Genomic DNA, 24,962 nt, shown 5'->3' on the forward strand with positions numbered 1-24,962 from the left:
TCTAGGAGCCTGTCTGCGGCGGGTACTAGAGCGAGACGAGCACAGTACCGCCCTGCGTGACTTCGCGGGCGAGAGAGTCCGCCAGAAGCCCCGCGTAGCAGCGCTGCAGCTGCTCGGCGGCGGGGGAGAGCGCATACAGCGCCTTGAGCGGGCGATGCACCGCGGCGGGTGCATCCGCCGGGAAGGCCAAGTCAGGCGAAGCTGATGCACCAGTGGCCGCAGTGGTGCCTGCACCCAGGATGAGGTCGCGTTCCACCGGCTCATGCGCCGCACGCAACACCGCCATGACTGCGCCGCGCACCTGGCGGTCCGTGCCGTGCCAGCTCTGACCCTTGGGGGTGTAGTCCGCCTCCGGCTTGCCTGCCGCAACCCAGGCACACAGATCCTCCACCGGGCACAGCTGACAGGTCGGGGACTTTGCCGTGCAGACCAGCGCACCAAGCTCCATGGTTGCCGCATTCCACAGGCAGGAGGTGGGGGTGTCGGCGGGCATGAGCGCCTCCGCCAGGCGAGTCTCAGCAGCCGTCAACGAACGCGAGGGCAACGCCTTGCCGGATACAGCGCGCGCATGCACGCGGCGGATATTCGTATCAATCACCGTCGCGCGCAGACCAAACGCGAACACGCTAATCGCCGCCGCTGTGTAGGAACCCACGCCCGGCAGATCCAGTAGCGCCTCGTAGTCGGCGGGAACCTCGCCGCCGTGCTGCTCCACAATCGCTACAGCGGCACCGTGCAGACGCTGCGCGCGGCGCGGGTAACCCAGGCGGCCCCAGGCGCGCACCGCCTCCGAGGTGGGCTCGGCGGCAAGGTCAGCGGGGGCGGGCCAGCGGCGCATCCACTCCTCCCACACGGGCAGCACGCGCTTGACGGGGGTCTGCTGTAGCATGAACTCGCTGACCATCACACCCCAGGGGGTGCACTCGTCGCGGCGCCACGGAAGGTCGCGTGCCTGGTCGAGGAACCACTGGTTGATGCGTTGGTGAAGCGCTTCAACATTAGTTCCTTCAGGGAGGTGTTGGGTAGGGGTGGATGCTTCTGTGGTCATCCGAAAAGCCTACGCCACGGGGCATATATTCCCAAAACCGCATGAACAGAGTTCACTGTGAATCTCAGGGTTAAACCCGGTATCCTTGAGGTATGTCTGAAAATGGTCCCGTTCTGCCTCCCGAAGTGTACCGCCGCCGTCGTATCGTGGCGGTTATTGCTCTGCTCGCTGTCATTCTGCTGCTGGTCGCCGGCGTGACCTCCATGGTCGGCATGATTAACGGCAAGAAGGACGCTACCGTAGCCTCCACCGCGACGGCTTCCGGTGCACCCTTCCAGAGCTTCAGTGCTCGTCCCTCCGAAACTGCTTCGGCAACCCCGTCTGCTAGTGCGACTGCTTCGGCTACCGCAACTGCCTCGGCTAGTGCTTCGGTAACCCCTTCGGTGACTGCATCTGCAGCACCCACTGCAAGCGTGACCACCGCTACCCCCGTAGCAACCCCGACCACGCCCGCGCCGACTCCGAGCGTGACCACTGCGGCTGTTGTTGCGGCGTGCACCGCGAACGACCTGAAGGTGACCGTCACCCCCGCGAAGCGTACCTTCGCAGCCGGTGAGCAGGTGTCCTTCCACGTGACCTACACGAATTCCTCGAAGACCCCCTGCGCTGTGGGTGGCGAGGGTGCAAACACCGGCGTGGACCTGAACATTACTTCCGGTGCAGCTCAGGTGTACACCCGTAGCCTGTGCGCGGCGACCGCCGTTCAGAAGTCTGAGGTAGCCGCAGGTGCTGAGGGTGCAGCCGACCTGGCGTGGGATCGTAAGATCAACGTCCTGGGTTGCTCCTCCGCTTCGACCGCTCAGAAGGGCTCTTACTGGGCGACTGCCACGGTGAATGGTGTGACTTCGGCTCAGGTGAACTTTGTGATTCAGTAGTTCACTTCTATAGTTTTCGCCCGTGAATGGGCACGCAAAAGCCCCCGTGCTGGATATTCTCCGGCACGGGGGCTTTTTTGTATAGGTCTATTGCGTGGCACTATTTGGAGGCGCGCGGCTTGGCGAAGCGGCGCTCACCCAGGTACCCGAGCAGGCTACCGAATGCGGTCCACTGTAGTGCCGCCAAAAGCAGGGTGGACAGGTCGGTCACCTCAAAGGAATTGGGGATGACCTTGAACCACAGCAGCGGCAGGTAAATCAGGAACAGAATGGGGGACGCCCACACGAAGAACGGGACGGGGCGCTTAGCCGACGGATACTTAGCTCGTGAGTACGACATTGTGACCTCCAAGGGGTGTCATGATGCTTGAGGCACCAGGGTGCGGAGGGAACTCCGCTGTCACTACATCATAATGCAAAAGGTTCTTGTGAGGCAGGAAAAGGCCGCCGTGCCAGATAGTCTCCGGCGCGGGGGCTTCTCGTATGAGCTTTTGTTAGAGGTACTTCTCCAGGCTGCTCTCCGCCATGCGGGAGAGCTGCTCGCGCACCGTGCGGGCACGAGCCTCACCCACACCGTCCACGGCGCGCAAATCCTCAAGGGACGCCGCCATCAGAGCCTGCAGGCTGCCGAAGCGCTCCACCAGACGCTCAGAAATAGCGTTCGGGATGCTCGGAATACCGGCGAGCAGACGGAAACCGCGAGGCTGCAGGGGGAACTCCAGGTCGGGGTTCTCGCCAAAGCCGACAGTGCGGGCAATCGTGCGCAGATCCACGATAGCCATATCGTCCAGGTTCTGAAGCGCCTCAACGCCGGCGGCGATCAGCTCGTCATTCGTCTCGGGCAGATAGTCGCGCAGAATCAGATCGCTGGCGGTCATCTCGGGGGCGCGTAGCTCCTCCAGCTGCAGGGCAATCAGGCGGCCGTGCACGCCGAGCTCCAGCACGTAGTGGCTGACCTCGCGGATAATGCGGTTCACCATCTCCATACGCTGAAGGGTCATCGCCACATCCGCCAGGGACACGTTAGACTCAATCTCCAGGGCCGAGAGTGAGGAAAGCACCGAACGCAGGCGCTTCTTATAGCTTTCAAGGGTCTGAATCGCCTGGTTCGCGCGGGCCATGAGGTACTGGCTGTCCTCGACCGTGTAGCGGGTGCCGTCAACGTACACCGAAATCATAGACATCGACGCGCTCACCGAAATCACCGGGAAACCGGTCTGAATCGCGGTGCGTTCGGCGGTGCGGTGGCGGGTACCGGACTCGTTCGTGTCAATGGAGGCGTCCGGCATGAGCTGCACGCCGGCGTGCAACAGGCGGGTGGCGTCACGGTCGCAGATGATAGCGCCGTCCATCTTCGCCAGCTCGCGCAGGCGCGTTGCCGAGAACTCGGTGTCGATGTTGAAACCGCCCGAAGACAGGGAGGATACGGTGCGGTCGGATCCGAGTACGATGAGCGCGCCCGTACGGCCACGCATGATGCGTTCCAGGCCCTCGCGGAGCTCGGTGCCGGGGGCGATTCGGGCGATAGTTTTAAGCAATAGGTCACTATAATTCATCTGCACAAAAAACATTGTACCTGTAAGGGTGGTTATTGAGCCAGGTCAGGGGCGGAACGGCGGGCTAAAGTGCCTCAAAAGCGAACGGATATTCTCGATATTTATACGGGAGTGCACGAGGTGAAACTATCTGCATTTAAGGGTAAAAGTGTGTTCTGCGGTACCCCTTTTCGCCGTGACTAAACACCGCGCACCATATCGCCCCAGACCCTAAAATAGACCCATGACCGCGCGCACGAAAAACACCAAAACCGCACCCGCCTACCGCTGCACCGAATGCGGCTGGACCACCGCCAAATGGGTAGGCCGCTGCGGCGAATGCCAAACCTGGGGCACCGTCGAAGAAGCCGCCGGGGGCACCCGCGCGCGCACCCGCGCCGCATCCAGCGTGCAGAAACCCGCCCAGCCCATCGCCGAGGTCGACTCGCGCGTAGCCGCCTACATGAGCACCGGAAACCCCGAATTTGACCGCGTGCTCGGCGGCGGACTCGTACCCGGCGCGGTCATCCTCATGGCGGGCGAACCCGGCGTGGGTAAGTCCACCCTGCTGCTGGATGTTGCCGCCACCTTCGCGCGCGGCACCGCCGGGATTACGGGGCAGAAGGGCGTGCAGAACCGCGCCACCCCGGCGCAGAACGTCCCCGCGCAGAACGCCCAGCCGCCGCGCCCGGTCCTGTACATCACCGGCGAGGAATCCGCCGCGCAGGTCAAGCTCCGCGCCGACCGCATCGGCGCCATCGCGGACACCCTCTACCTGACCAGCGAAACCGACCTCGGCACCGCCCTGGCGCACATCGAGCAGGTCAACCCCTCCCTGTTGGTCATCGACTCGGTGCAGACCCTCGCCTCCGCGGAAGTTGAGGGTAGCGCCGGCGGCGTGACCCAGGTGCGAGAGGTCGCCGCCTCCGTGATTGCAGCCGCGAAGGAACGCAACATGTGCACCCTGCTCGTGGGCCACGTGACCAAGGAAGGCACCATCGCGGGCCCGCGCCTGCTCGAGCACCTGGTGGATGTGGTCTGCCAGTTCGAGGGTGATAAGCACTCGAATATCCGCATGCTGCGCGCTATTAAGAACCGCTTCGGACCCACCGATGAGGTGGGCTGCTTCGACATGCACGAGGACGGCATCGCCCCCGTGCTGGACCCCTCCGGCATGTTTGTTTCGAGCACCCCGCACCCGGTGGCTGGCACCTGCGTGACCGTCACGATGGAGGGCCGCCGCCCCCTGCTCGCCGAGGTTCAGGCGCTGCTGGATCAGGCGGTGGCACCCGCCCCTCGCCGCACCGTTTCCGGTCTGGATTCGGCGCGTATCCAGATGCTGTTGGCGGTGCTGCAGCGCCGCGCCGGGCTGAACGTGGGCAAGCTCGACTGCTACGTCTCCACGGTGGGCGGTGCAAAAATTGCCGAGCCCGCCGCCGACCTGGCGTGCGTCATGGCGCTCGCCTCGGCAGCTCAAAATAAGCCGCTACCGCGCAAGCTCGCGGTCTTTGGCGAGGTCGGTCTGGCGGGTGAGGTGCGCGCCGTGCCGGGCATCCGCCAGCGCATCGCGGAGGTGGGCCGTCTGGGCTTCACACACGTGCTGGTGCCCGCCTCCCCGACCGGCGTGGGGGACGTGCCCGAGGGCGTGACCGTGCGTGAGGTAACCACCCTGGGTGAGGCGCTCGCGCTGCTCTTCCCGCAGAAGTAAAACACCTAAAGACACAGCAAAGGGGACTCCCGGCTGGCGTGAATGCCGCCGGGAGCCCCCTCCGTTGTGTCCTTGATGGTTGCCGCTGACCCCGTTAGAAACCCTCCAGAAACCCGCTAGGAGGAGCGGCTCTCCTCCTCATTCTCGTGCAACATAATGTTGATCGAGCGGGTGTTGAGCTTGTTCGTGTGGTGGGTGTTCACCGCGCTATCGGTCACGTCATCAACCACCGTGGAGTCGTCCATGTCAGCGTCAACAATCGGGATTGCCGAGGTGCGCGGTGCATGCTTCGTGACCGCCTCGCCGAGGGGCACCAGAACCGCCACGGCGTCCTTGTGGGACATACCGGTCGCCTCCAAAAAGTCGACCACAATTAGGCGGAGCATCAGCACCAGCGACTCGCCCTCAAAAGTTGCCACACCCATGGTGCGCGGCTCGAGGGTGCCGGCAAGCTTAATCATGCGCTCGCGTGCCGCCATCATGTAGTGCTCGCGTTCGCCTTCCGTCGGGGCAGACATACCCAGGCCGAGGCTCTGCGCCGCCAAAGACAGCTCGGTCAGCGCGTCACTGAGCGAGAGCTGCGCGGCAGTGCGTAGCTGCACGTGGTGAATCGTGGACGCCATGCGGCGGTTGAGCACGCGGTCGTTACGGATCGCCAAATCCACCGCGGCGAGGGTCTTTGCCATGCGCTCCAGCTCGCCCTTGCTCTTGCGGCTATTCCAGGACAGCTCGCTCATACCCTGCGCGGTAATCAGATCGCCGCGGCAGCTATCGTAGAGCGGTTGCAGGGCGCGTGCATCAAGCAGGCTCTGGTACGCCTTGTTGTAGTCGTAGTAGCGGATTGCTTCGGAGGAAAGCTGGAAAACCTTCGCGAACGCATCCATGAGAGCCTGCGCGCGTTCACGCGGGTTCTTACGCGGGTCGCGTGGCATCAGGTACATGGCGAGGAACGCGAAAGCGCCACCAACGATACCGTCGAAACTGCGGGTGAACGCATCGTCAGGTACGGGCAGCAGCAACGTGAAACAGGCCTGGAAGCTGAGCTGAATCGTAAAAATAATGCCCTTATCAATAAATCGGGCAATAATCACGGTCAAGAAAAGCACCACTGCCGCCTGCCAGGTACCGTGACCGAGCAGGATCAGCAGAAGGTCGCCAATGAGAATGCCGAGGGTCACGCCGAAGGATACCTCAAGGATTCGGCGGGAATGCTTAGCACCGCTTACATAGCCGAGGGATACGAGGGCAGCGACCGGCGCGAAAATGGGCTCGTGGTGGCCCAGGATGCGCTCAGCGAAAAGCCAAGCGCCCATAGACGCCGCAACAATCTGCACAGACTGAAAGAAGTCTGCTTGGACTCGGTGAATACCCTCACGGATGAACTGTCGGGTGTTCTGTTCAGTAGTGCGTAGAATGTCTGCGAATCGTGCCATGGGCACCATCATACCGGCGCATATGCGGTGCACAAGGGGGTAGGGGAGTGTTGGGTTGAAGTGTGAGAGACCCCGCGCCCCGTACCCCGCTTAGCGCCTCGGCTTGGGCGGTTTTGCGTGCCGAAACCTCAGCTTGCGTGCCGAAACCTCAGTGCAAGGGGCTTAGCCGCGAATCTAGCCGCGGAGGCGGCGCGCCACCCTCGCCAGCAGACCCTGCTGGGCGGGATGTGCCTCGGTGGGTGCTTCAGAATCAGCCTCAACGGTGACGGGGCGCGTTTCTTCCGCGCCGTGTGCCCCGTGAATACCGTGCGTGCTGTACCCGCCGATTGCGCGGGCACACTCGAGCTGCCGGCGGTGCTCGGCATCCCAGGAGTGAGCCCGGTCAGACATCGCCCACTCGAACCCCGCGGTGAGGGAGGTTTCGGTGAAGAGCTCGCGTGCGGCACGGACGGTCGCACCCAGCGGCTCGGGGAGCGCCGGAACCTGTTCCACGGTGGGGAAGGGGGCGGGTGCCTCTACTTCGTCCAGCTTTTCTGCGCCAGATGCAAGAATCTGCGTGAGCAGGTAGGCGCGCTCGGCGCGCAGAACCTCCAGCAGCTCGGTGCGGCGTGCATCCGATGCCACCGCCGCGTGCCGCAGGGCGGCGGCAACCATCAGCTCGGGAACCCCACCGGCGAGCATGCCCAACGGCAGGGTGAACTCGCCCAGCCCGTACAGGCTCAGGGCGCCGCCCACGCGCATCTGCGTGAAGGCATCCGGCACGAGGGCGAGCACGGGAATACCTGCCGCGGCGGAGAACACCGCCGGGTGGTAGCGGCTGGTCAGGGTGAACGCCGCCGCACGGTGTACCGTGATGCTCTGGTCGGCGTGCAGAATCGGCAGAATGGTCGCCGGGGTGGAGGTGCTGAGCCGCTTGGCGATGCGCTGGTGCGCCTGAATATCGCCGCTTGCCGGGTCCTGCGGGTCACCGTAGTGGCTCAGGAAGACGGGTGCGTAGCCGTGCTCGCGCCACATGCCGTCGAGCAGGCGCGCAATCTGCTGTGCCTGCTGGTCGGTGCACTCGTTGACGGTCACGCAGACGTAGTGCTCCGGCAGCTCATCAAGCGCCTGACCTGCGGAAACACCCTCCGCATAGTGCAGAGTACGCGCCGGAGAAGCTACCGGGTAGTCGGTGGCGTCATCTACGCTCAGGCGCGCGTCAATACCCCGCTCACGGCACCAAGCGAGGGAAGAACGTTCGCGCACCGTCACCGAACGGGCGGTGCGCAGCATGCGCTCCAGGATCTGCGCGTCCTCGGGGTTGAGGACCGGGCCCAGGGACTGGCCGGTCACGTACACGGGCACGCCCGCATGCTCGGCGGCACGCACCGCGGCGGCGCGTTCGTAGAGCAGCCAGCCGTAGCGGGAGTTGAGGTTGCCGCCGCCGGAGATGACGACCGCGTCCATGGCGGCGATGGAGTCCGCAAACTCCACCATGCGCTCGACGGTCTGCTCCAGCGGATGCAGCACCTCCGGCAGCGCCTGCACCTGCGGTAACGCCACCAGCTCGGCGGTGGAGGGCCGCTCCCGGTCAGCGTGCAGCTCCGCCAGAACAGATTCGAGCGCCGCGAGGGTCAGCTCGCGTTCAGCCGGTGCCCAGGGGAAGAGGAGGAACGGCAGGTACTCGTAGGGTGCGCCCGCCTCATGAGCAGCCGCGCCGATATAGCGCGCTGAATGGCCCACATCGCGGGTCATGAGGGTGACCGCCGCGCCGCCTTCGGAAAGCGCCTGGGCGCTCGCAATGGTCATGGCTTCGTCGCCCACGTGGTAGGTGTGCTGGCCAATATCGCCGATAACGAGCACGCGCGGTGCTTCATTAAAGTGCGGTGCTTCAGTAACGGGCAGTGCTGTAGAAGAATGATTGTTCTCTGCCACGGCTATGCGTCCTTCTCACCGGTAGAACCAGTCTCAGTACCGCGACGAGCCTGAGAACGCTGATTGAGGGAACGCTGCGCGAAGGAACGCAGTGCACGGCCCGGTGCGCGCAGGTGCTTCAGAACCCGCAGGCGCTCCTCGATGGACTGCTGGCGGGACTCAATAGCCTGCTGACGAGCCTCAATACGCTCCAGGCGGCTCTCAATAGAGCGCAGAATATCCAGGGATTCGCGGGTCAGATCGTGCCCATCAATCACGCGGCGCTCCAGGTCAGCCGCCAGATGCGCCTGGTACAGGTAAGCGCCCGGTCGGGCACCCGCCTGCAGGTCCTCGCGGATAGCGCGGGCACGCACCATCGAATCGAAGCGGGCGTGATCAGCCTGACGCTTCACGCTATTCGCCTCGGAGCCCTCCGCGTCGGGGCGCAGCGACCAGTACGCCAGCGGCTCATCCACCAGCAGAATATCTGCAACAGAGGCGGCACGTATGTTGAACTCCCAGTCGCCGACCACCGGCAGGGACTCGTCATAGAAACCGACGAGCTCGTGCAGGCTACGGCGGTAGAGAATGCCAATCGGCACGGCACGGTTCGTGCGGAAGAGGAACTGCAAACCCATGCCGGGCAGGCCGTCGTGGAAAATACGCTCCTCGTACACCTCGAACTCGCCCTCGGCGTTCTCACGTTCGTACCGCTCCACAACGCGGGTGGTGCACATGAGCGCGCCGCTCTCTTCGAGCGCCGCGACGGTGCGTTCCAGGAACTCGGGTGCCCACAGGTCGTCGTCATCGTGAATCGCCACGTACTGGGAGGTGGTCGCCGCCAAACCGGCGTTGGATGCCGCCTCCATGTTGTCGCCGGCGGTGGTCAGCAGCTGCACGCGGCCGGAACCCTGCGCATCAGAGCCCTGCAAGCCCAGCGGGGATGCCTCAATAACGGTGCGGGTTGCCTGCTCGTCGCCACCGTCGTTGATCACGCAGACCGTGTAGTCGGTGAAGGTCTGCTGCGCAATATTCTCCAGGGCGCGGCTCAAGAAGCGGGGGCGGTCCTTCGTGCGGACCAGAATAGCTACGGTGGGAGAAGACATAACCACAATCAGTCGAGGGTGAGTGGGCGCGTGCCAGCCCAAGAACTCAACCCATTATGAAGGTGTGCACTGTTCAGACTCAACCCGCCGCCCGGCTATCCCGCGGCAGTGGGCATGCAGGGGCACGAGCCGCCCCTAAAATTTAGCTGATGGACTGTAGCGCCACCATCGCCAGCACACCGAGCACAAAGCACGCCGGAATGGTTACCAGCCACGCCAGAAGAATCTGCAGAACAATCCTGGACTTCAACGCGTTAAAACGCTGGTTCACGCCCGCGCCGAGCGCCGATGCCGTTGCCAGGTGCGAGGAGGAGAACGGCACCTGCAGCAGGAAGTAGCCGATTACCTGCACCACAGCGGTGGTACCCTGGGCGACTGCGCCGCGGAACGGGTCCAGCCGCACCATTTTGTAGGCGAAGGTGTAGCCGATGCGGCGGCCACCGGTCAGCGTACCGGCACCCAGGCTGAGGGCAATAATGATGGTGCCCAGCAGCATCCCGCCCCAGGTGAGGGACTGAATCAGCGCCGGATCCATGATGCGTTCGCTCAGCAGCGCCCACAGCAGCAGGTACAGATAGCCGGTCTGCAGGCCGTGTAGCAACGAAATCGCGGAGGCAGACACCGCCAGCACCTCGCGGGCATGCTGATTCACCAGGCGCGGGTTGTGGCCGACCACCAGCCGGTAGAACGGCACCACCATCAGCCAGGACAGCAGAAAAATGAGCGGTGGCAGGTAAAAGAGCGGCAGCAGGGTCGCCCCAAAAATATGCGGCAGGAAGGCGAGAGAACCGAAGCCTTCAGCGGCGCTGTCACTCCTCGTCTGGGTCCACCAGCTCACGCCGGCAAGGGCACCCACCAGCGCGTGGGTCGAGGAAGACGGAATCCTCGAAACCCAGGTGAGCACACCCCAAATAGCGCAGACCAGTAGTGCCGCAACAATGCCGTTCAGGCCGGTGGTACCCTCCGGGGCACTCACCCACGAGGCGGAATACTCACCGAGCAGCAGGAACGCACCGACCACACCGAGCACGTTGAAGAGCGCGGCAAGGTACAGGGCGGAGCGCTCGCCGAGGGCGCGGGTACGCACCGGAACAGCGACGGCGTTTGAGGCGTCGTGCACACCGGTAACGTAGACCGCGGCAATGAAGGCGCAACAGGCTAGAAGACCCAGGAACATTAGGATTCCTGAACGATAATGCGGCCGATCTCGGCGGACACATCACGCATAGCGTTGGAGGCGGCGGTCAGCTGCGCCAGGAAGGTGGCGTAGCGGCGGTACCGTTCGGGGGTGTAGCGTTCGGCAATGTACGCGTCGTACTCTTCGGCGGTGCGCAGCGCCTGGCGGGAGATGCGCAGCATGTCCATCCAGTAGTTGTCGAGGCCGCGAATATCGGCAAGCTTGGGGATGACGGCGGCGGTCAGCACCGCCTGACGCTGAATAATGTCCAGGATTGAGGTGATGTGTGTGGCGAAGCCGTCAATGCTGTGCAGGGACAGCACGTGCGCGGCGCTGGTGAGCTTCTCAACGGCGTTGGTGAGCTTGCGTGCCAGCGTGTACAGGTCTTCACGCGGAATCGGTGGGGAGAAGGAGCTGCGCACCTCGGTGAGGGTGCGGAACAGCAGGTTCGTGGAGTCCGCCTCATGGGTGAGCATGCGTTCGAAGAGTTCGGGGTACTCCGCGACGGGGGAGCCGACCATTTCAGAGAGCAATGCCGCCGCCTCACCGACCTGCGCTGAAATTTCAGCGAGGGAGGCGAGGGATTCGTTGGCGTGGGGGAAAAGTCGGTGCAGCATAGTTCCCAGTCTAACCAGTATTGGGGGCTGCGGGTGCGCATAGCCCGCGCGCATCTCACGAGCGCCCGACCTGCAAACGTTATAGCGCCGACCTGTTCACGGTTACGCATGAGGGTTTTAAACAAAAAACGGTGGGGGTCGATTTCTCGACCCCCACCGGAACGTTTAGGGATGTCGGGTTGGGAGCGCCTCTCGGCGGAAGGCCGCTCGAAGCGGCTAAAGATTTGGAGCCCGGGGCTACCTATTAGCAACCCGACATCTTGTAATTATTATCCACCCGCACCCGGCGCAGAGTCAATCGGAAACAGGCTTTTCAGGCCTTTGCGGCCCAATGTGGAACCTGTGCCAATTCGCGGCACGAACCCGTATTTTTGCGCCCCTCAACGTTGCAGAAGACTAGAATGCTTCGAGGTTGGTCTGCGATTTTTCCTGCACAGAACCAGCCCCCGAGCCCCCGTTAGCCTGCTGACTAGCCTCAACGGCGCGCAGCTGGGCGGCGACCGCCTCCAAATCGTGCGCGATCTGCTCCATCTGCTGAGCCTGACGCGGCAGGCGAGCACGACGCTCCACCGCCTCACGCTTCACCTCGTGGCTGCCCGGAACCGCACCATCCTGCCCGGCAGAGCGCGCATAATCGGTGCGAATACCCAACGCCACCACGTGCGCAAACGCGGCGCAACGTTCCATCGCAATGTCCATATCGCCGGTGTACAGGCCCGCCAGAATCTCATCAATCGTGCGGACCACCTCATCGGCACTCGGCGGGTCGGGAACACCCGCCACCACGTGCGAACGGTAATCCTCCGCCATGCCCAGCTCAAAAGCGCGGCTCACCCCGCGCGGCGAACGATGCACCACGTCCCGCAGCCAGTACATACGCCACAGCGCACCCGGCAGGGAGTGGGCGCTTGCGTGCGACCAGAGTTCGGCGAGCGTCTCAATACCGTAGTCGTCGGTGAAGCTGACGAGCCGTTCGGTCATCTGCTCGTCGGTACCGCGTCCGCGCATCAGCAGGATGCGTGCGGAGGCGTGTGCCGCCTCTTCGCGTGCGGCGGGGTCCATGCCGCCTTCGTGGCGTTCAAATTTCTCGGCGGAGTAGAGGACGGGGCGGTGGTGGGTGCGGTATCGGGTTCGCCCGGAGGCGCCGGTTGATGATGCGGGTGTAGACATAGGATTTCCCAGTGTACCGTTCATTGGTTGGGGGCCGGTAGTGTATAGTATTTCTATCTGCACACTTTCAGTTTTGTGTGGATAGGAGCGCCTTTAGCTCAGTCGGTAGAGCTACGGACTTTTAATCCGCAGGTCGTGGGTTCGAGCCCCACAGGGCGCACTAGCCGACCCGTCGCCTCCCGCTTTGCGGGGGTCGGCGGGTTTTTGCGTCTTCACCCTAGTGTGCGGGGTTTTACCCCGTGTTGATTCCGTGTGGTGGGGCGTGTTCTGCCGGGTTGGCCTGGCAGTTTTTGATTTGTGTACGTTGACCCGAAAAGATGAGGAAACCCGTGAGCGTCACCATTAAGAACCCCGAAGAGATCACGATTCTTGCCACTGGCGGCACGATCGATAAGTTCTATTCGGTGGCGGGCACCATGGATATTGGTGAGCCTGCCGCTAAGGACCTGCTGGACCGCGTCATCACTGACGTGCGCTTCGATATTCGTCCGCTGATTGGCAAGGACAGCCTGGACATGACCGATGAGGATCGTGCCGAGCTGACCGAGGCTCTGAACGCTGTTACCAACGACCAGGTACTCATCACCCACGGCACCGACACCATGCCGGAGACCGCCCGCTACCTGCTGGAGCACGCCGACCTGGGCAATAAGGTCGTGGTGCTGACCGGTGCGATGCAGCCCGCCGTGATGGCTCGTTCGGATGCCGGTTTCAACCTGGGTGCCGCTATTGCCGCCCTGAACCTGCTGGAGCCGGGTGTGTACATCAGCATGAGCGGTCGTATTTTCCCTGCTGAGAGCGTGCGTAAGGACCGTTCGCGCGGCATTTTTGAGGGCTAAGATGGCTGATTCCGCTCGTATGCGGCGGGGTGAACCGGTTTCTGCCGCTGAGCTTGCGCCGGTTGAGGGCTCCTCGGATCTTGTGCCGCAGGAGCATATGTCGCAGGCGCAGCTTATGCAGCTGCAGGCTATGGATGAGCTGGAGCAGCAGGCTGATGAGTTCTGGAATGTCACCAGTGATTACCCGCTACCGGCTAAAAACCTGTACCTGGTGCGTGTGCTGCTGCTGGTCGTACCCTCGCTGATTACTGTTTATTACTTCATTCGCGTCACGCTTTTCCCGATTGGTGCGGTGCCGCTGGTCTATCTGGTGATGCATATGTGGGTTGCCATGATTTACCGGGCGAACCGTTCGGTGAAGTTGGTGTTGCTGGCGAATGCGGCGTCCGGGGTCGCGGCGGCGATTATGACGGCGTTCTTTGCCTATGCGCTTGTGACGGTGCAGGGCCCGCAGACGCTGCTGGACCGTGTGGGCGTGTTCTATACGGTGGGCTTGCTGACGGTCATGGCGTCGTTCGCGTTGGAGGTTCTGTTCTCGCTGTTCTATAGTTTGGCGGTTCGTAGGAGCTTGCGTCTGACGCAGAAGAAGCAAGAGGAAGAACAGCGGAACGCAGAACAGCAGCATGCAGAGGACCCGAACGCGGAGGCTTCGCAGGTAGCGGAGTAGGGCTAACGCGCCCCGGCGGGCGGGGATTCTACCCCCGCGTATCCGCGCCTCCGACGGGGTGATAACGAGGCGATAAGCGGCGGTGTGACACGCTCCCCGCGACGCCCAGCTACTGCTCAGATTCCCTTAAAGTACGCGTGATACGGTAGAGACAGAAACACGACCCGCACCTGCCAGGAGGCCGCTCATGGGCGCTACACACCTGAACACAGATGCCGCTTCATCCGCAGAACACCCGGATGAAGATATCAGTATGCAGACCCGCTTTCAGGCGCCTATCCGTCACGTGACTCCTGCTACGCCGGAGGTATCCGTTCCGCTGAACGCGCCGCCTGTGGTGACTGGCTCGCATCCGGTTATTTCGGCAACTTCTACCGTCATCATTCAGGATGGTACGAACCCGCCGATTGTGGTGCGTACGCATCCGACGGGTCCTCTACCGCCGTTCCCGGGGCAGGGTCAGTTGCCCGCTTTTCTGCGCACCTACACCGCTGACGAGGTGAAGGAGCGCAAGCAGAAGCTCAAGAAGAACCTGCTGGTCCGCGCGGTTATTCTGTGTATTTTGACCCTGGTTGAAGGCCTCATTATCTCTCAGTACACGCAGCCGTTGGCGATTTGCTTTGGGTTTGTTGCGGCGCTTTACTTGGTGGTTCAGATGTGGCCGCTGATGCGCCCTCCGCGTGATTCGGCGGACGCCTCCGTGTATAGCGTTTGGGCTATCTGCTCCCTGATTGGGTTTGTTGCGGTGGGGCTGGTGCTTTCACCGATTACGTTCCTGCTGCTGATGCTCGACTGGGCTGGGGTTTCGATGGGGCTTGACCCCCTGCTGATACTTGTTGTCTTGGGCTTGGTCTGGTTGAGCGAGGTCGGTTTATCGTTGCTGACCATTTACCGCTTCAACAACTTGCGAATTGCGATGGCGAACCGGGCAGATTCTCCGTTGCTACCTGAAAGTATTTCTGCGACGGTTGACCCGTCCACTTCTGCCTAAAGTTTTGAGGCGGCGCGGTAGACGAACGCCGCGCCGCCGCCCACACTCACATCACACACTCGCTCATACGTTTTCCGCACACTATCAGCCGATATCCGAAAGATTCAGCTATGTCCGCCGTCGAGTCCTCTCCGCCATCCGCTCCGAACACCACGCATCCTACGAAGCCCGCCACCCCCACTCTCGTGTCTGTGGCGGGTTGGGTTCTGCTCGTTATTGCTGTGGGCTGGCTGGCGCTGATTGCGTACACCGGCATCTCCTATGCGACTACCCATTTGTCGCATTTTTCGACCTGGCGCGCCCAGTCGCTGGTGGATGCGCAGGCGTACTATCCGGTGCTTTTCCTGATGGTCAACGCGTTCGGTAACGTGACCCTGCACGGTTTCTGCACGGTGGCTTATCTGCGTGGTTACCGGTGGGCGGCGTTGGTGCTGTCGGTAGCGTTGGCGTTGGGTGTGTTGGCTTCTTTGCTGATTATGCTGACTGTGGCGGCTCTTCTGGGCACGTTGAATGGTGCGCCGAGCCAGGATGTTGAGCTGCTGCTCAGTAGCGCTTCGCCGCTGTACACGCCGGTGTATATTGCGGGTCCGTACATGCTGGTGTGCGTGGTGGCGTTGGCGTTGGTGTGGTCGCGTCAGTCGCGTTCTTATATGGAGGCGCGCCGTGATTGGCGTGTGCGCCGCAGCGAGGATTACCTGATCTAGCCTCATTTCTGGCCGCGGGCACTGCGAGACACGGGTCTGCGGCTCACCGATAATTTTATTCACCCAACCACAGTTAGGATGACTTGTGCACCCTACTTCCGAACCTGCGCACGAATCCTCATCGCAGACTAGCCCCGGCGCCGCCAAGCGCACATATGATGAGCGGGCGGCATTTGAAGAGGCGAAAAGAAACCTTGGCATAGTTGGCGATAGGGAACAGGAATTTAACCGGGGACTGGCGATTCTTGGTAAAGCCTATTCCATCGGTATGACGCTCATCCTGGTGTATTTCCTCCTGGATGCGTACCAGATTCTTGTTACTGCGGGTCGTAGTGTGAACATCGGCTCGTTCCTTAGTTATGGCTTGCCGAAGGTTCTGCCTGACGCCATCTTGGTGGTGCCGTTCCTCTGGATTGTTCTGGGGTGGGTCAAAGACGGGTACATTAATCCGCGCCGCCTGATGATGCTGTACCTGCTGCTGTGCTGTGTGAGCGGCGTGCTCTCTTTCGCCGGTGTTTTTGGTATGGCGCAGGTACTTTTCCCAGCGTTTACTGCTCTGGATTCGGCATCGCATCCTGCCGCCGCTTCGTCTATCGTGACGCAGGCTCTGGTCGCGGTCATTACGGCGGGTAGCGCTGTTCTGATGTTTCTGCTGACCCGCCCGGCTGTGGGCGCGGTTCCGAGCTTTGCGGTGATTCGGAAACAGATGAGGGCTATCGAGGAAAGCATGTCGGGTGCTGAGGATGAAGAAGAGCTGACTCGCGAGGATGTTCTTCGTCAGCTTGAGAAGGAAGAAGGCCCGGTCAAGGACTCTACCGAGCAGCTGTTGCGTGAGCTTTCTGCCGATTATGCGCTCTCGAATGATCCGGTGGAGAAGAACCGCCTGCTGGATGAGATACAGCAGGTTCAGCGCGCCCAGAAGGCGGGTGTAAAGCCCAATCTTGGCGGCGCTTCCACTGGTGAGGCGGGTAAGCCCCACGAGCAAGCACACGGGGGTGAGAAGGCTACTGCTGGCTCTACCGCGCCTGCCGTGCCTAAGGTGGTGCTCCCGCCGCGCCCGAAGGCGTTACGCGGCGTCATGTGGTGCGCTACAGCGATTATTATTCTGTCCGCAATCCAACGTATCTATGTATCTATCCATAACGAGGTGCCAGACCGCGTTATGGAAAATATGCCGGGCATCATCATTTCAGGCATATTTGCTACCTTCATTTTCTCTCTCATACCCATTTTTGTCCTCCGCCGATTGTGGAAGGGCCGTAGATGGGCGTACTTCCTCACCCTCTTCGGTAGCGCTTTTGCGGTTTTTGTTGGGGCGCTAAGTTTGCAATCTTTCATCTCGGCTGATTATTTCTCCAGACTGGCGGATGAATCGTTGACTTCAAGGCCCCGAGACTACGTAGTTTCCATCGTGGTGAGTGACATTATGGGAGCTTTTCTTACGGCCTTCTACCTGCTGATAGTTGTGCTGCTCATTAGCCGTCCCACCAGGTCGTTTATGGCTACCGCGAGGTTGGCATGGATAGAAGCACGTGAACAGGTGAACGCCGGTGACGGTTGGATTGTTGCGCATCAGGATGCAGAAACGCGTACTCACCTGGAAGAAGAACAGACACGCAGGGAAGAAAAGGAAGCTAACCGACGCGCTGAAGAAGCGGTCGCTCAACAGTACAAGAGGACCCGCCGCACGGATGCACGGAGGAACTCCCGCAGCGAACAGCGCGGCTACAAGGACACTTCCGTGTACACCGAAGAAGGCTACCGCCTCAACTAGGGCAAGATGCCCCTCCTCATGGGGAAACTCTCTTCTGCACCCGCCCTGCGCTATAGCGTGCGGGGCGGGGCGCGAAGAGTAGAAAGGAACAATGATGTCAGAACGCACCCCAAAGCAACCGTTGAACGATCCGGAGTACACGGTTCCCGAGTACAGCGTGCTGTTGCCCTCCGACGAGGCTGAAAATAGCACTGCAGGAGGCGATGCCGCCTTCAATAACGTAACTTCCGGTAGCGCCGCAGATAACAGCGCGGCGGAGGGCAACGCACCCGGCGGCAGCGCCTCCGAGCACGACGCTAGCACCCCCGAGCAAACCACTACCGGCTACACCGCGACTGTCTCCGCCGAGCAGGTAATCCCGGAGCGCCCTAAGGCTATGCGCAACGTCATGTGGTGTGCAGTCGCCATGATTGCGTTGATGGTTCTTAGCAGTTCTCTTCGGATCCTGCTCCCAAGCCAGTCGTATATCGATTTTGAGATGGTGGTGAGAACTCTCTTCTCTATGCTGGCGTTTACCCTCTTCGCCTCCATCATCCCGATCTTTATCCTCTGGAAAGTCTGGGATGGCCGTGAGTGGGCCCGCATTCTTACCATCATCGGCAATGCTTTTGCAGTGGCTAACGGTGTGCTTATTTTTGCGAATAATTTCATGGACTCAAGGTATTCCTCCAGGGCGATAGGCGGGTCTTCGTATTCAGCCTCTTACCTGGTAGATACCGTTAGCGGCACTCTTATGTTTGTCCTTCATATCCTAATGATTGTGCTGCTGACTCGTGCTCCTATTAGGATGTACACACAAATCGTTAGCGGGGCACGTGCACTAGAACATCAGCAGATGATGTCTGAGACGAGACAGGCTGCCGGTCAGGTACCGGCGGAACTTCGAGAGCTTTTCGCTGATGATGAGGACGGCGAACGCACATCATCAGGGGAGAACACCCCTCGACCCCCGCACCGTAGCGCGGGATGGGGAACATAGAAAGGAACAATGATGTCAGAATATGGATCTCCGGGGCTAGCCCCGCACTATCAGCAGAACCAGCCGTATCAGCCGCGTTCTAACGGCCGCCCTGCTGCTCTGATATGGGTAACGGTGCTTACTGCGCTGGTTATTCTGATTGGGGCAACCCAGTCTACTGTGAGTGCTTTGGAGTCGAACCACACCTCCATGAATTCCGAGGCGCTGGTGCAAGTAACGATTCCTGCGCTGGTCAAAATTATCCTGATGGATGCGGTGACCCTCATTGCCCTGTTGTTCCTCTGGCTGAGGCGTAACTGGGCGCGTATCGTCAGTATTATTTTGAGTGTTCTCGGTGCGCTGGGCGGTCTTTTTTCTATTTTTGGTTCCGTCATACTCTTCAACTCTGTTGATGTGCAGGCGCTGAGCGGCGCCGAGCTGGCGCACTTCATCTTTGTCCTTGTGTTGGTGAATCTTCCTACCGTATGCCAGGCGGTGATCGCGGTATTGCTGTTCACTCCCGGTATGCGCCGGTACACGTACGCGGCTGGCTCATACTAAAGGCCCGTCGGCGTGAGAAGGCTGTGATAGAGCCTGATGCATGGGCGTAAAGTAACCTCGCGGAGGTGCAGCTGGCTTCCGGGGCATCACCTCCACCGGGCTTGAGAGAACGCAAAAAGGTGGGGATACCAAACGGTATCCCCACCCTTTCGCGTTAAACATCGAAATCTTCTAGCTGGTAAAACCCTTTGAGTTGCCTAAAAGGTTCCAATCATCCCATAAAAACCCTACTAGCCTCGAAGAGCTTACCCTATACTGAAAAAGTATTATTCTCTCAGCTAACTACATCAAATAATCCTTTTAGGTATGTTTTAAGCAAATCGACCTAAACGAGGGTAATAATCACCGACTTACGCACTGTAGTGCGAGCATACGAGAGAAAGAACGACGATGTTGAACAATACTTCCGGTGCCTCCGCGGGCACGCTGGCACCTCAGCCTAACGCCGTAGCATCGAACTTTCCGGCACTGAACTTTGCGGCACCCGCCGCAGTGACGCCTCAGCTTCCGGTTCCTGCTGGTGTCCACCCCGTACACGGCGCGCCAGGCACTCAGCGTGCTATCAATCTTCCGTCGCGCCCTATTGCCATCTGGGCGGTATCCCTATTCTTGGTGCTGTACATGTCCACATACCCTCTACAGCCTCTTGTGGGCCTAGAATTTACGGGCGCTTACATGTTTGCAGGTATGACGATGGGGCTTACGATGGTTCTCCCTATTGTTCTTGGAGCAATCAGCGCCTGGTACCTCAATGAGGGTTATGAGTGGGCGCGAGTGGTGATTATTATCGAGGGCGCGCTACGCATGATCCTGGATATTGTGTATGTAGTTCTCTGCGCTCACGTTTTCTTTGACAATGAGTATGATTCACAAATGCTTAGGGTGTTGTTCTTTGGCCCGTTTATGACTCTTGAAGTCTTGTGTGCGAAGCTCGCCTTTGATTTCATTAGCCGCATCGTGATTATTGTTCTTCTCTGCCAGCCGCAGGTGGGGCGGTACATCCATATGCGTGGAGACCTGCGACGCATGTGCGTAAAGTAACCTCGCGGAGGTGTAGCTGGCTTCCGGGGCATCACCTCCACCGGGTTTGAGAGAACGCAAAAAGGTGGGGATACCAGACGGTATCCCCACCTTTTCTCATCCCCGGCTCAGTAGCCGAGAAGGACTCACGTATTACTCAGCAGATTCCTGCTTCGCCTTCGAACGGCCACGCAGGTACTCGATAATAACCGGCACCACAGAAACCGCCACAATAATCACAGCAATGTACTCAATGTTGTTGTGCACGAACGGGATACCGCCCAGCAGCACACCCGCCAGACCAATCAAACCAATCCACGCAACCGCACCAACAACATTCCACAGGTGGAACTTCTTACGGTCGTACGATGAAATACCAGCCGCAAGAGACACAAAAGTACGAACAATCGGCACGAAACGACCCAGAACCAGAGCCAAACTACCGCGCTTCTGGAAGAACTCCTCAGTAGTGTGCAGGTTCTTAGTGCTCAGAATCTTCGCGTCATCCTTGAAGATCTTACGGCCGTAACGGGCACCAATCTGGTAGCCAACCTCAGCGCCAGCAATAGCAACCAGCACCAGGACCGGGAACGCAACCCACAGGGACAGGCCCATCTGCTCATGCAACATACCCAGAGCAAAAATCAGGGAGTCACCCGGAAGAACCGGGAAAAGAACACCGGACTCAATAAATACGATAATTGCCGAAACAACCAGAACCCAGGGGCCGGTATCGAGCAGGAACTGCTCAAGGTCGAGGCCCAAGAGCGCAACCGGAAGATGCGCCAAAGCGGTGGCAAGAAAAGTCATGAAAAATCCTGAACTGTGAGTGGACCGCACGCACGGATCGGCGGCGGAGTAACACCAGCATAGAAAGCGTACCTATGGTGAACATTGTGCAAAACTATGCGGAGGCTGTGTATTACTGGCACAATTCTACCGGCATTTACGCCGGATGCAGGGTGAGCGAGGCATAAATCTCCGTGCCCGCATGGCGAAACAACCCGAGGTGACGCGGCGCTCGCGTGCCTCCCCAAGAAATGACCATCCGCAGAGCCGGAGGATACGGGGTGTGACATGATGGAAAGAGAGCACGGCGCGTCGCGGCGTAGCGATTGACCCAACCACCCACCGTTGGAGAGAACCATGAACCCCGAACAGCCAGCGTCCAGCCCCGCCGATCCCCTGCATGCTGAAGCCCGTGAAGTGTTGCGCCGCCTCACCGGCGTTCCTGACGCTGAGTTCCACGATGGCCAGTACGAGGCGATTCGCGCCCTCGTAGCCGACCGCGCTCGCACCCTCGTCGTGCAGCGTACCGGCTGGGGTAAGTCCGCGGTCTACTTCATTTCTTCCCTGCTGTTGCGTGCCCGCGGTATGGGCCCGACACTTATCATCTCCCCGCTACTTTCCCTCATGCGTGATCAGGTTGAAGCGGCATCCCGCGCGGGAGTGCGCGCCGCAATGGTGAACTCCGCGAACGTCACCGAATGGGATGAAATCCGCACCCGCCTCGAAGCTAACGAGCTCGACGTGCTCCTGGTGGGCCCCGAACGCCTCAATAACGCGGCGTTCCGCGAGCAGTGGCTACCGTACCTGCTACCGCGCCTGGGGCTACTCGTCATTGATGAGGCGCACTGTATCTCTGACTGGGGCCACGATTTCCGCCCCGACTACCGCCGTATTGGTTCGCTCATTAAATCTCTGCCGGCGGGTGTGCCGGTGCTGGCGACTACCGCAACCGCGAATGACCGTGTTAGCCGCGATATTGCCGAACAGCTCAGCACTGATACCACCGCACCCGTGCATGTGCTGCGCGGTCCGCTGTCCCGCGAGTCCTTGCGCCTGGGCGTTCTGACCCTGCCTCATGAGGCGCAACGCATCGGCTGGCTGCTCACGCACCTGAATAGCCTGCCCGGTTCGGGCATTATCTACACGTTGACTGTCTCTGCGGCAGAAGATACCGCAAATGCTCTGCGTGCCAGCGGCTACGAGGTGCTTGCCTACACCGGCAAAACTGACCCGGATGAGCGGCTGGTTGCAGAGCAGGCACTCAAGGAAAACAGGGTGAAGGCGCTTGTTGCGACGAGTGCCCTCGGTATGGGTTTTGATAAGCCTGATTTGGGTTTTGTTGTGCATCTGGGCGCGCCGTCGTCTGCGGTGAGCTACTACCAGCAGATTGGCCGCGCCGGACGAGGTGCCGTCAACGCTGATGTTCTGCTCCTGCCCGGTCGTGAAGACCGCGCCATTTGGGAGTATTTTGCGACCGCCTCCATGCCTAACGAGGAGCAGGCGCTGGCGGTGCTGGATGCCCTCGCCCAGTCCCCGGATGGGTTGAGCATTACCGCGTTGGAGGCGCGCGTTCAGTTGCGCCGCTCCACCCTGGAGCTTCTGCTGAAGGTGCTGGACGTTGAGGGTGCCGCCGTGAAGGAAGGCAACTATTGGCGTCGAACCTCTTCGCCGTGGCAGTACGATAGTGCCCGTTACGCGGCGGTGGCGCAGGCGCGTGTGGTGGAGCAGAACGCCATGCTCGAGTATGAACGCACTAGTCAGTGCCGTATGCTTTTCCTGGCTCAGCAGCTTGATGATGCGTCCGCGACTGCTTGCGGTCGTTGCGATGTGTGCGCGGGCCCCTGGTACCCGGTTGAAGTTCCCGCTGAGGCGCAGCAGGCGGCGCAGAGCAGCTTTAATACGGTGGGCGTGCCCCTGCAACCGCGCCGTATGTGGCCGAGCGGGCTGGACCAGCTGATGGGTGCGGATGCGCCGCGCGGTCGTTTGTCTAAGGATGAGCAGGCTGAATCCGGTTACGCTTTGGCGCGTCTGAGCGACATGGGGTACGGTACTCGTCTGCGTGAGCTTCTGGCGACGAATGAACTGGGTGAGCCAGTTGATTCTGAGGTTCCTGCCGAGCTGGGTCGCGCCTGCGTGAAGGTGCTTGCCGCTTGGGAGTGGGCTGAGGCGGGTCGTCCGGTGGCGGTGTTGACTCTGCCTTCGCCGGTGCGTCCCCGTTTGGCTCAGTCCCTGGGTAGGGGATTGGCATCGGTGGGTCGTCTGGTGGATTTGGGTCAGGTGTCTCTGGTGGGGGAGCCGCGTTTCTTTGGCGGTAATAGCGCGTTCCGTTGTGCGGATGTGCTGCGCTCGTACCGGGTGCCTGCAGAAGTTCTGGACTATGTGCGTGAGCATCGGTGCCCTGTTCTGCTGGTTTCTGATGTGGTGGATTCGCGGTGGGCGTTTACGGCTGTGGCGCGTGAGCTGCGACTGGCGGGTGCTTCTGCGGTGTATCCTTTCTCTTTGGCTGCCACCCACTAGTTGCGCCTATTAACGTTTATTTATTCCCCTGACGAGGTTGTATGTCATATTCGGAATATTCAAAGTTGACGATCACAGACGGTTCTTCCGCCGTGCTCAGCGATATTCCCGCTCGCCCCGAACACGGTGAGTGGATGGTCCGCGCCCTCGCCGAGGGTGCCGCCGCGGGTGAGCGTGGCGAGATCCCTATTGGTGCTGTGGTGGTGGATGAGCAGGGTGTCATTATTGGTTCGGCAGGCAATACCCGCGAGCGGGAGCATGACCCCAGTGCCCATGCGGAGGTGAACGCGATTCGTCAGGCGGCGGCGCATCGTGGTCAGTGGCGCCTGGACGGGTGCACGCTCGTGGTGACGGTTGAGCCGTGCCTGATGTGTGCTGGCACGATCCTGGCGTCGCGCGTTTCGACGGTGGTTTTTGGTGCCTGGGAGGAGAAGACGGGGGCTGCTGGCAGTCGTTACGATGTACTGCGTGACGGCAGGGTTGCTCCGGTTCCCGAGGTGTATGCGGGGGTGCGTGCTGATGAGTGTGCGCAGCTGATGGTGGACTTCTTTAAAGAACGCCGCCCCTAGGCCTCACCTCTAAAAGATAGTTTGTATAACGCGAAAAGCCGCGCAGAGATTGCGTGGCTTTTCGCGTTATTTGTACGAAAAACCCCATTTATTTGAAAAATACTTCAGAAATTTCAAAAATGGCCCATATTTTTTCATGAAAAGCCCACCACATCACACATAACCGGGTCTACCATATATAGGCATTGGAGCCTCCGCCTGCCTGCGCCTGACGTTCTACACCCCGCGTGGTGCCCGCGGATGACTCCCAGAAACTCACCCGAACCATCCATTCTCTGAGGGGATATAACCGTGTTAAGCGTTGACAATATTTGGGCGAAAGGGCGCCACACTCCGCTTTTTGACCGCACCACCTTCTCAGTGGGTGAGGGTGAAGTCATTATTGTTCAGGCGGATAGCCAGTTAGAGCGTACCTCTCTCGCGTTGGCGCTGACTGGTCGCCTTCCCCTGTCCGGCGGAACGATTAGCTGGAGCGAAGGCGATGATGAGCCTCGCCGTATTTCGATGAAGCGTCTGCGTGCTCTCAGCAGCGTGGTGGACTCTCCTGATGTGACTGCTCCTGAGCAGCATATGCGCGTGCACGATTATGTGTCGGAGATGCTCTCCTATAACCTGCCGATTTTTGGTCGTTCCCGTGCGAGCCGCTGGTTGGCCGAGCGCGGTCTTGAGGAGCTGGACAGCCTGTGGATGGATGAGATTAGTGGCGAGATGAATATTGAGCTGATGGCTGCTTTGGCGCAGCATAGCCCCTCTGACTTGCTGGTTTTTGATACTCCTTCCCGACACCTGAACCACACGTACATGTGGCTTCCGTACCTGGAGGAGCTTGCCGCCGATGAGGACCACCCGCGCACGGTGGTGGCTGTTGTTCCGCATATTTCTGAGTCCTGGCATGGTGCGCGTGCTGTGGTCGGTCGTGTCCCTGAGGAAAACGTGCCGGCTCCTGTTGAGGGCGAGATTGAACCCTCCAATGATTCCCCCGAACATGGCGAAAACGCTGAGAAGGAGTAA

General features: G+C 60.6%; 23 protein-coding genes and 1 tRNA gene. 14 read left to right on the plus strand and 10 right to left on the minus strand.

Features of this window, described 5'->3' with window-relative positions; genetic code table 11:
• Positions 1 to 25: 25 nt before the first annotated feature.
• On the minus strand, positions 26 to 1,048 hold the full coding sequence (locus HMPREF2712_RS03300) for an HhH-GPD family protein (RefSeq protein ID WP_070819251.1): 1,023 nt from the start codon (positions 1,046 to 1,048) through the stop codon (positions 26 to 28).
• Positions 1,049 to 1,140: 92 nt separating this feature from the next.
• On the opposite strand from HMPREF2712_RS03300, the gene HMPREF2712_RS03305 reads away from it, so the two are divergent.
• Positions 1,141 to 1,923, plus strand: coding sequence for a hypothetical protein (locus HMPREF2712_RS03305; protein ID WP_070819252.1), 783 nt, complete (start codon positions 1,141 to 1,143; stop codon positions 1,921 to 1,923).
• A 100-nt stretch (positions 1,924 to 2,023) separates the two neighbouring features.
• Here the strand turns inward: HMPREF2712_RS03305 and HMPREF2712_RS03310 are convergent, their stop codons facing one another.
• Together HMPREF2712_RS03310 and disA are read right to left on the minus strand one after the other, a co-directional pair.
• Complete coding sequence (locus HMPREF2712_RS03310) at positions 2,024 to 2,263, minus strand: hypothetical protein (RefSeq protein WP_005507607.1); 240 nt, start codon at positions 2,261 to 2,263, stop codon at positions 2,024 to 2,026.
• 154 nt (positions 2,264 to 2,417) lie between these two features.
• Positions 2,418 to 3,494, minus strand: a complete 1,077-nt coding sequence (disA, locus tag HMPREF2712_RS03315; protein WP_049354024.1) for a DNA integrity scanning diadenylate cyclase DisA — start codon at positions 3,492 to 3,494, stop codon at positions 2,418 to 2,420.
• Positions 3,495 to 3,702: 208 nt separating this feature from the next.
• Here disA and HMPREF2712_RS03320 point away from each other — a divergent pair, with 208 nt between their 5' ends.
• On the plus strand, positions 3,703 to 5,166 hold the full coding sequence (locus HMPREF2712_RS03320; protein ID WP_070819253.1) for a DNA repair protein RadA: 1,464 nt from the start codon (positions 3,703 to 3,705) through the stop codon (positions 5,164 to 5,166).
• Between the two features lie 116 nt (positions 5,167 to 5,282).
• On the opposite strand, the gene HMPREF2712_RS03325 is transcribed toward HMPREF2712_RS03320, so the two are convergent.
• The 6 genes from HMPREF2712_RS03325 to HMPREF2712_RS03350 form a co-directional block, all read right to left on the minus strand.
• Entirely contained in the window at positions 5,283 to 6,611 is a 1,329-nt protein-coding gene (locus HMPREF2712_RS03325; protein WP_070819254.1) for an FUSC family protein, read from the minus strand.
• Positions 6,612 to 6,773: 162 nt separating this feature from the next.
• Positions 6,774 to 8,513, minus strand: a complete 1,740-nt coding sequence (locus HMPREF2712_RS03330) for a polysaccharide pyruvyl transferase family protein (protein ID WP_070819255.1) — start codon at positions 8,511 to 8,513, stop codon at positions 6,774 to 6,776.
• Positions 8,514 to 8,515: 2 nt separating this feature from the next.
• Entirely contained in the window at positions 8,516 to 9,598 is a 1,083-nt protein-coding gene (locus tag HMPREF2712_RS03335; RefSeq protein ID WP_070819256.1) for a glycosyltransferase family 2 protein, read from the minus strand.
• 142 nt (positions 9,599 to 9,740) lie between these two features.
• Positions 9,741 to 10,775 (minus strand): inorganic phosphate transporter, encoded by a 1,035-nt coding sequence (locus HMPREF2712_RS03340; protein WP_070819257.1) that lies wholly within the window; start codon positions 10,773 to 10,775, stop codon positions 9,741 to 9,743.
• Positions 10,775 to 11,392, minus strand: a complete 618-nt coding sequence (locus tag HMPREF2712_RS03345; protein ID WP_005504391.1) for a hypothetical protein — start codon at positions 11,390 to 11,392, stop codon at positions 10,775 to 10,777. Before HMPREF2712_RS03345 ends, HMPREF2712_RS03340 begins: the two co-directional genes overlap by 1 nt.
• Positions 11,393 to 11,788: 396 nt before the next feature.
• Entirely contained in the window at positions 11,789 to 12,562 is a 774-nt protein-coding gene (locus HMPREF2712_RS03350; protein ID WP_083323939.1) for a histone acetyltransferase, read from the minus strand.
• Between the two features lie 87 nt (positions 12,563 to 12,649).
• Between HMPREF2712_RS03350 and HMPREF2712_RS03355 the strand changes: the two genes are divergently transcribed.
• The 9 genes from HMPREF2712_RS03355 (at position 12,650) to HMPREF2712_RS03395 (ending at position 20,097) form a co-directional block, all read left to right on the plus strand.
• A tRNA-Lys gene (locus HMPREF2712_RS03355) sits at positions 12,650 to 12,722 on the plus strand.
• A gap of 169 nt (positions 12,723 to 12,891) precedes the next feature.
• Positions 12,892 to 13,401: an asparaginase domain-containing protein gene (locus tag HMPREF2712_RS03360; RefSeq protein ID WP_005504395.1), complete on the plus strand. Its 510-nt coding sequence runs from the start codon at positions 12,892 to 12,894 to the stop codon at positions 13,399 to 13,401.
• 1 nt (position 13,402) lies between these two features.
• Positions 13,403 to 14,068 carry an amino acid transporter gene (locus HMPREF2712_RS03365; protein ID WP_070819259.1) on the plus strand — a complete coding sequence of 222 codons (666 nt, stop codon included), beginning with the start codon at positions 13,403 to 13,405 and terminating at the stop codon, positions 14,066 to 14,068.
• A gap of 253 nt (positions 14,069 to 14,321) precedes the next feature.
• Complete coding sequence (locus HMPREF2712_RS03370) at positions 14,322 to 15,059, plus strand: organic solvent tolerance protein OstA (protein WP_239665165.1); 738 nt, start codon at positions 14,322 to 14,324, stop codon at positions 15,057 to 15,059.
• Between the two features lie 110 nt (positions 15,060 to 15,169).
• Entirely contained in the window at positions 15,170 to 15,763 is a 594-nt protein-coding gene (locus HMPREF2712_RS03375) for a flagellar type III secretion system protein FlhB (RefSeq protein WP_070819260.1), read from the plus strand.
• 268 nt (positions 15,764 to 16,031) lie between these two features.
• Positions 16,032 to 17,537 carry an ABC transporter permease gene (locus HMPREF2712_RS03380; RefSeq protein WP_246828667.1) on the plus strand — a complete coding sequence of 502 codons (1,506 nt, stop codon included), beginning with the start codon at positions 16,032 to 16,034 and terminating at the stop codon, positions 17,535 to 17,537.
• 91 nt (positions 17,538 to 17,628) lie between these two features.
• Positions 17,629 to 18,516 carry a multidrug ABC transporter permease gene (locus HMPREF2712_RS03385; RefSeq protein WP_246828668.1) on the plus strand — a complete coding sequence of 296 codons (888 nt, stop codon included), beginning with the start codon at positions 17,629 to 17,631 and terminating at the stop codon, positions 18,514 to 18,516.
• Positions 18,517 to 18,528: 12 nt separating this feature from the next.
• Complete coding sequence (locus tag HMPREF2712_RS03390; protein WP_070819263.1) at positions 18,529 to 19,056, plus strand: hypothetical protein; 528 nt, start codon at positions 18,529 to 18,531, stop codon at positions 19,054 to 19,056.
• A 390-nt stretch (positions 19,057 to 19,446) separates the two neighbouring features.
• The gene (locus HMPREF2712_RS03395) at positions 19,447 to 20,097 is read left to right on the plus strand and encodes a hypothetical protein (RefSeq protein WP_070819264.1); all 651 of its coding nucleotides are present in this window, start codon (positions 19,447 to 19,449) and stop codon (positions 20,095 to 20,097) included.
• Positions 20,098 to 20,229: 132 nt separating this feature from the next.
• Here the strand turns inward: HMPREF2712_RS03395 and HMPREF2712_RS03400 are convergent, their stop codons facing one another.
• Entirely contained in the window at positions 20,230 to 20,886 is a 657-nt protein-coding gene (locus HMPREF2712_RS03400; RefSeq protein ID WP_005504410.1) for a DedA family protein, read from the minus strand.
• 336 nt (positions 20,887 to 21,222) lie between these two features.
• On the opposite strand from HMPREF2712_RS03400, the gene HMPREF2712_RS03405 reads away from it, so the two are divergent.
• From HMPREF2712_RS03405 to HMPREF2712_RS03415, 3 genes are all read left to right on the plus strand, one after another.
• On the plus strand, positions 21,223 to 23,382 hold the full coding sequence (locus HMPREF2712_RS03405; RefSeq protein ID WP_070819265.1) for a RecQ family ATP-dependent DNA helicase: 2,160 nt from the start codon (positions 21,223 to 21,225) through the stop codon (positions 23,380 to 23,382).
• A gap of 41 nt (positions 23,383 to 23,423) precedes the next feature.
• Complete coding sequence (locus HMPREF2712_RS03410) at positions 23,424 to 23,951, plus strand: nucleoside deaminase (RefSeq protein ID WP_070819266.1); 528 nt, start codon at positions 23,424 to 23,426, stop codon at positions 23,949 to 23,951.
• Between the two features lie 291 nt (positions 23,952 to 24,242).
• Positions 24,243 to 24,962: an ABC transporter ATP-binding protein gene (locus HMPREF2712_RS03415; protein ID WP_070633667.1), complete on the plus strand. Its 720-nt coding sequence runs from the start codon at positions 24,243 to 24,245 to the stop codon at positions 24,960 to 24,962.

This window comes from Rothia sp. HMSC064F07 (genome assembly GCF_001837265.1).
In the GTDB taxonomy this organism is placed as follows: Bacteria; Actinomycetota; Actinomycetes; order Actinomycetales; family Micrococcaceae; genus Rothia; species Rothia mucilaginosa.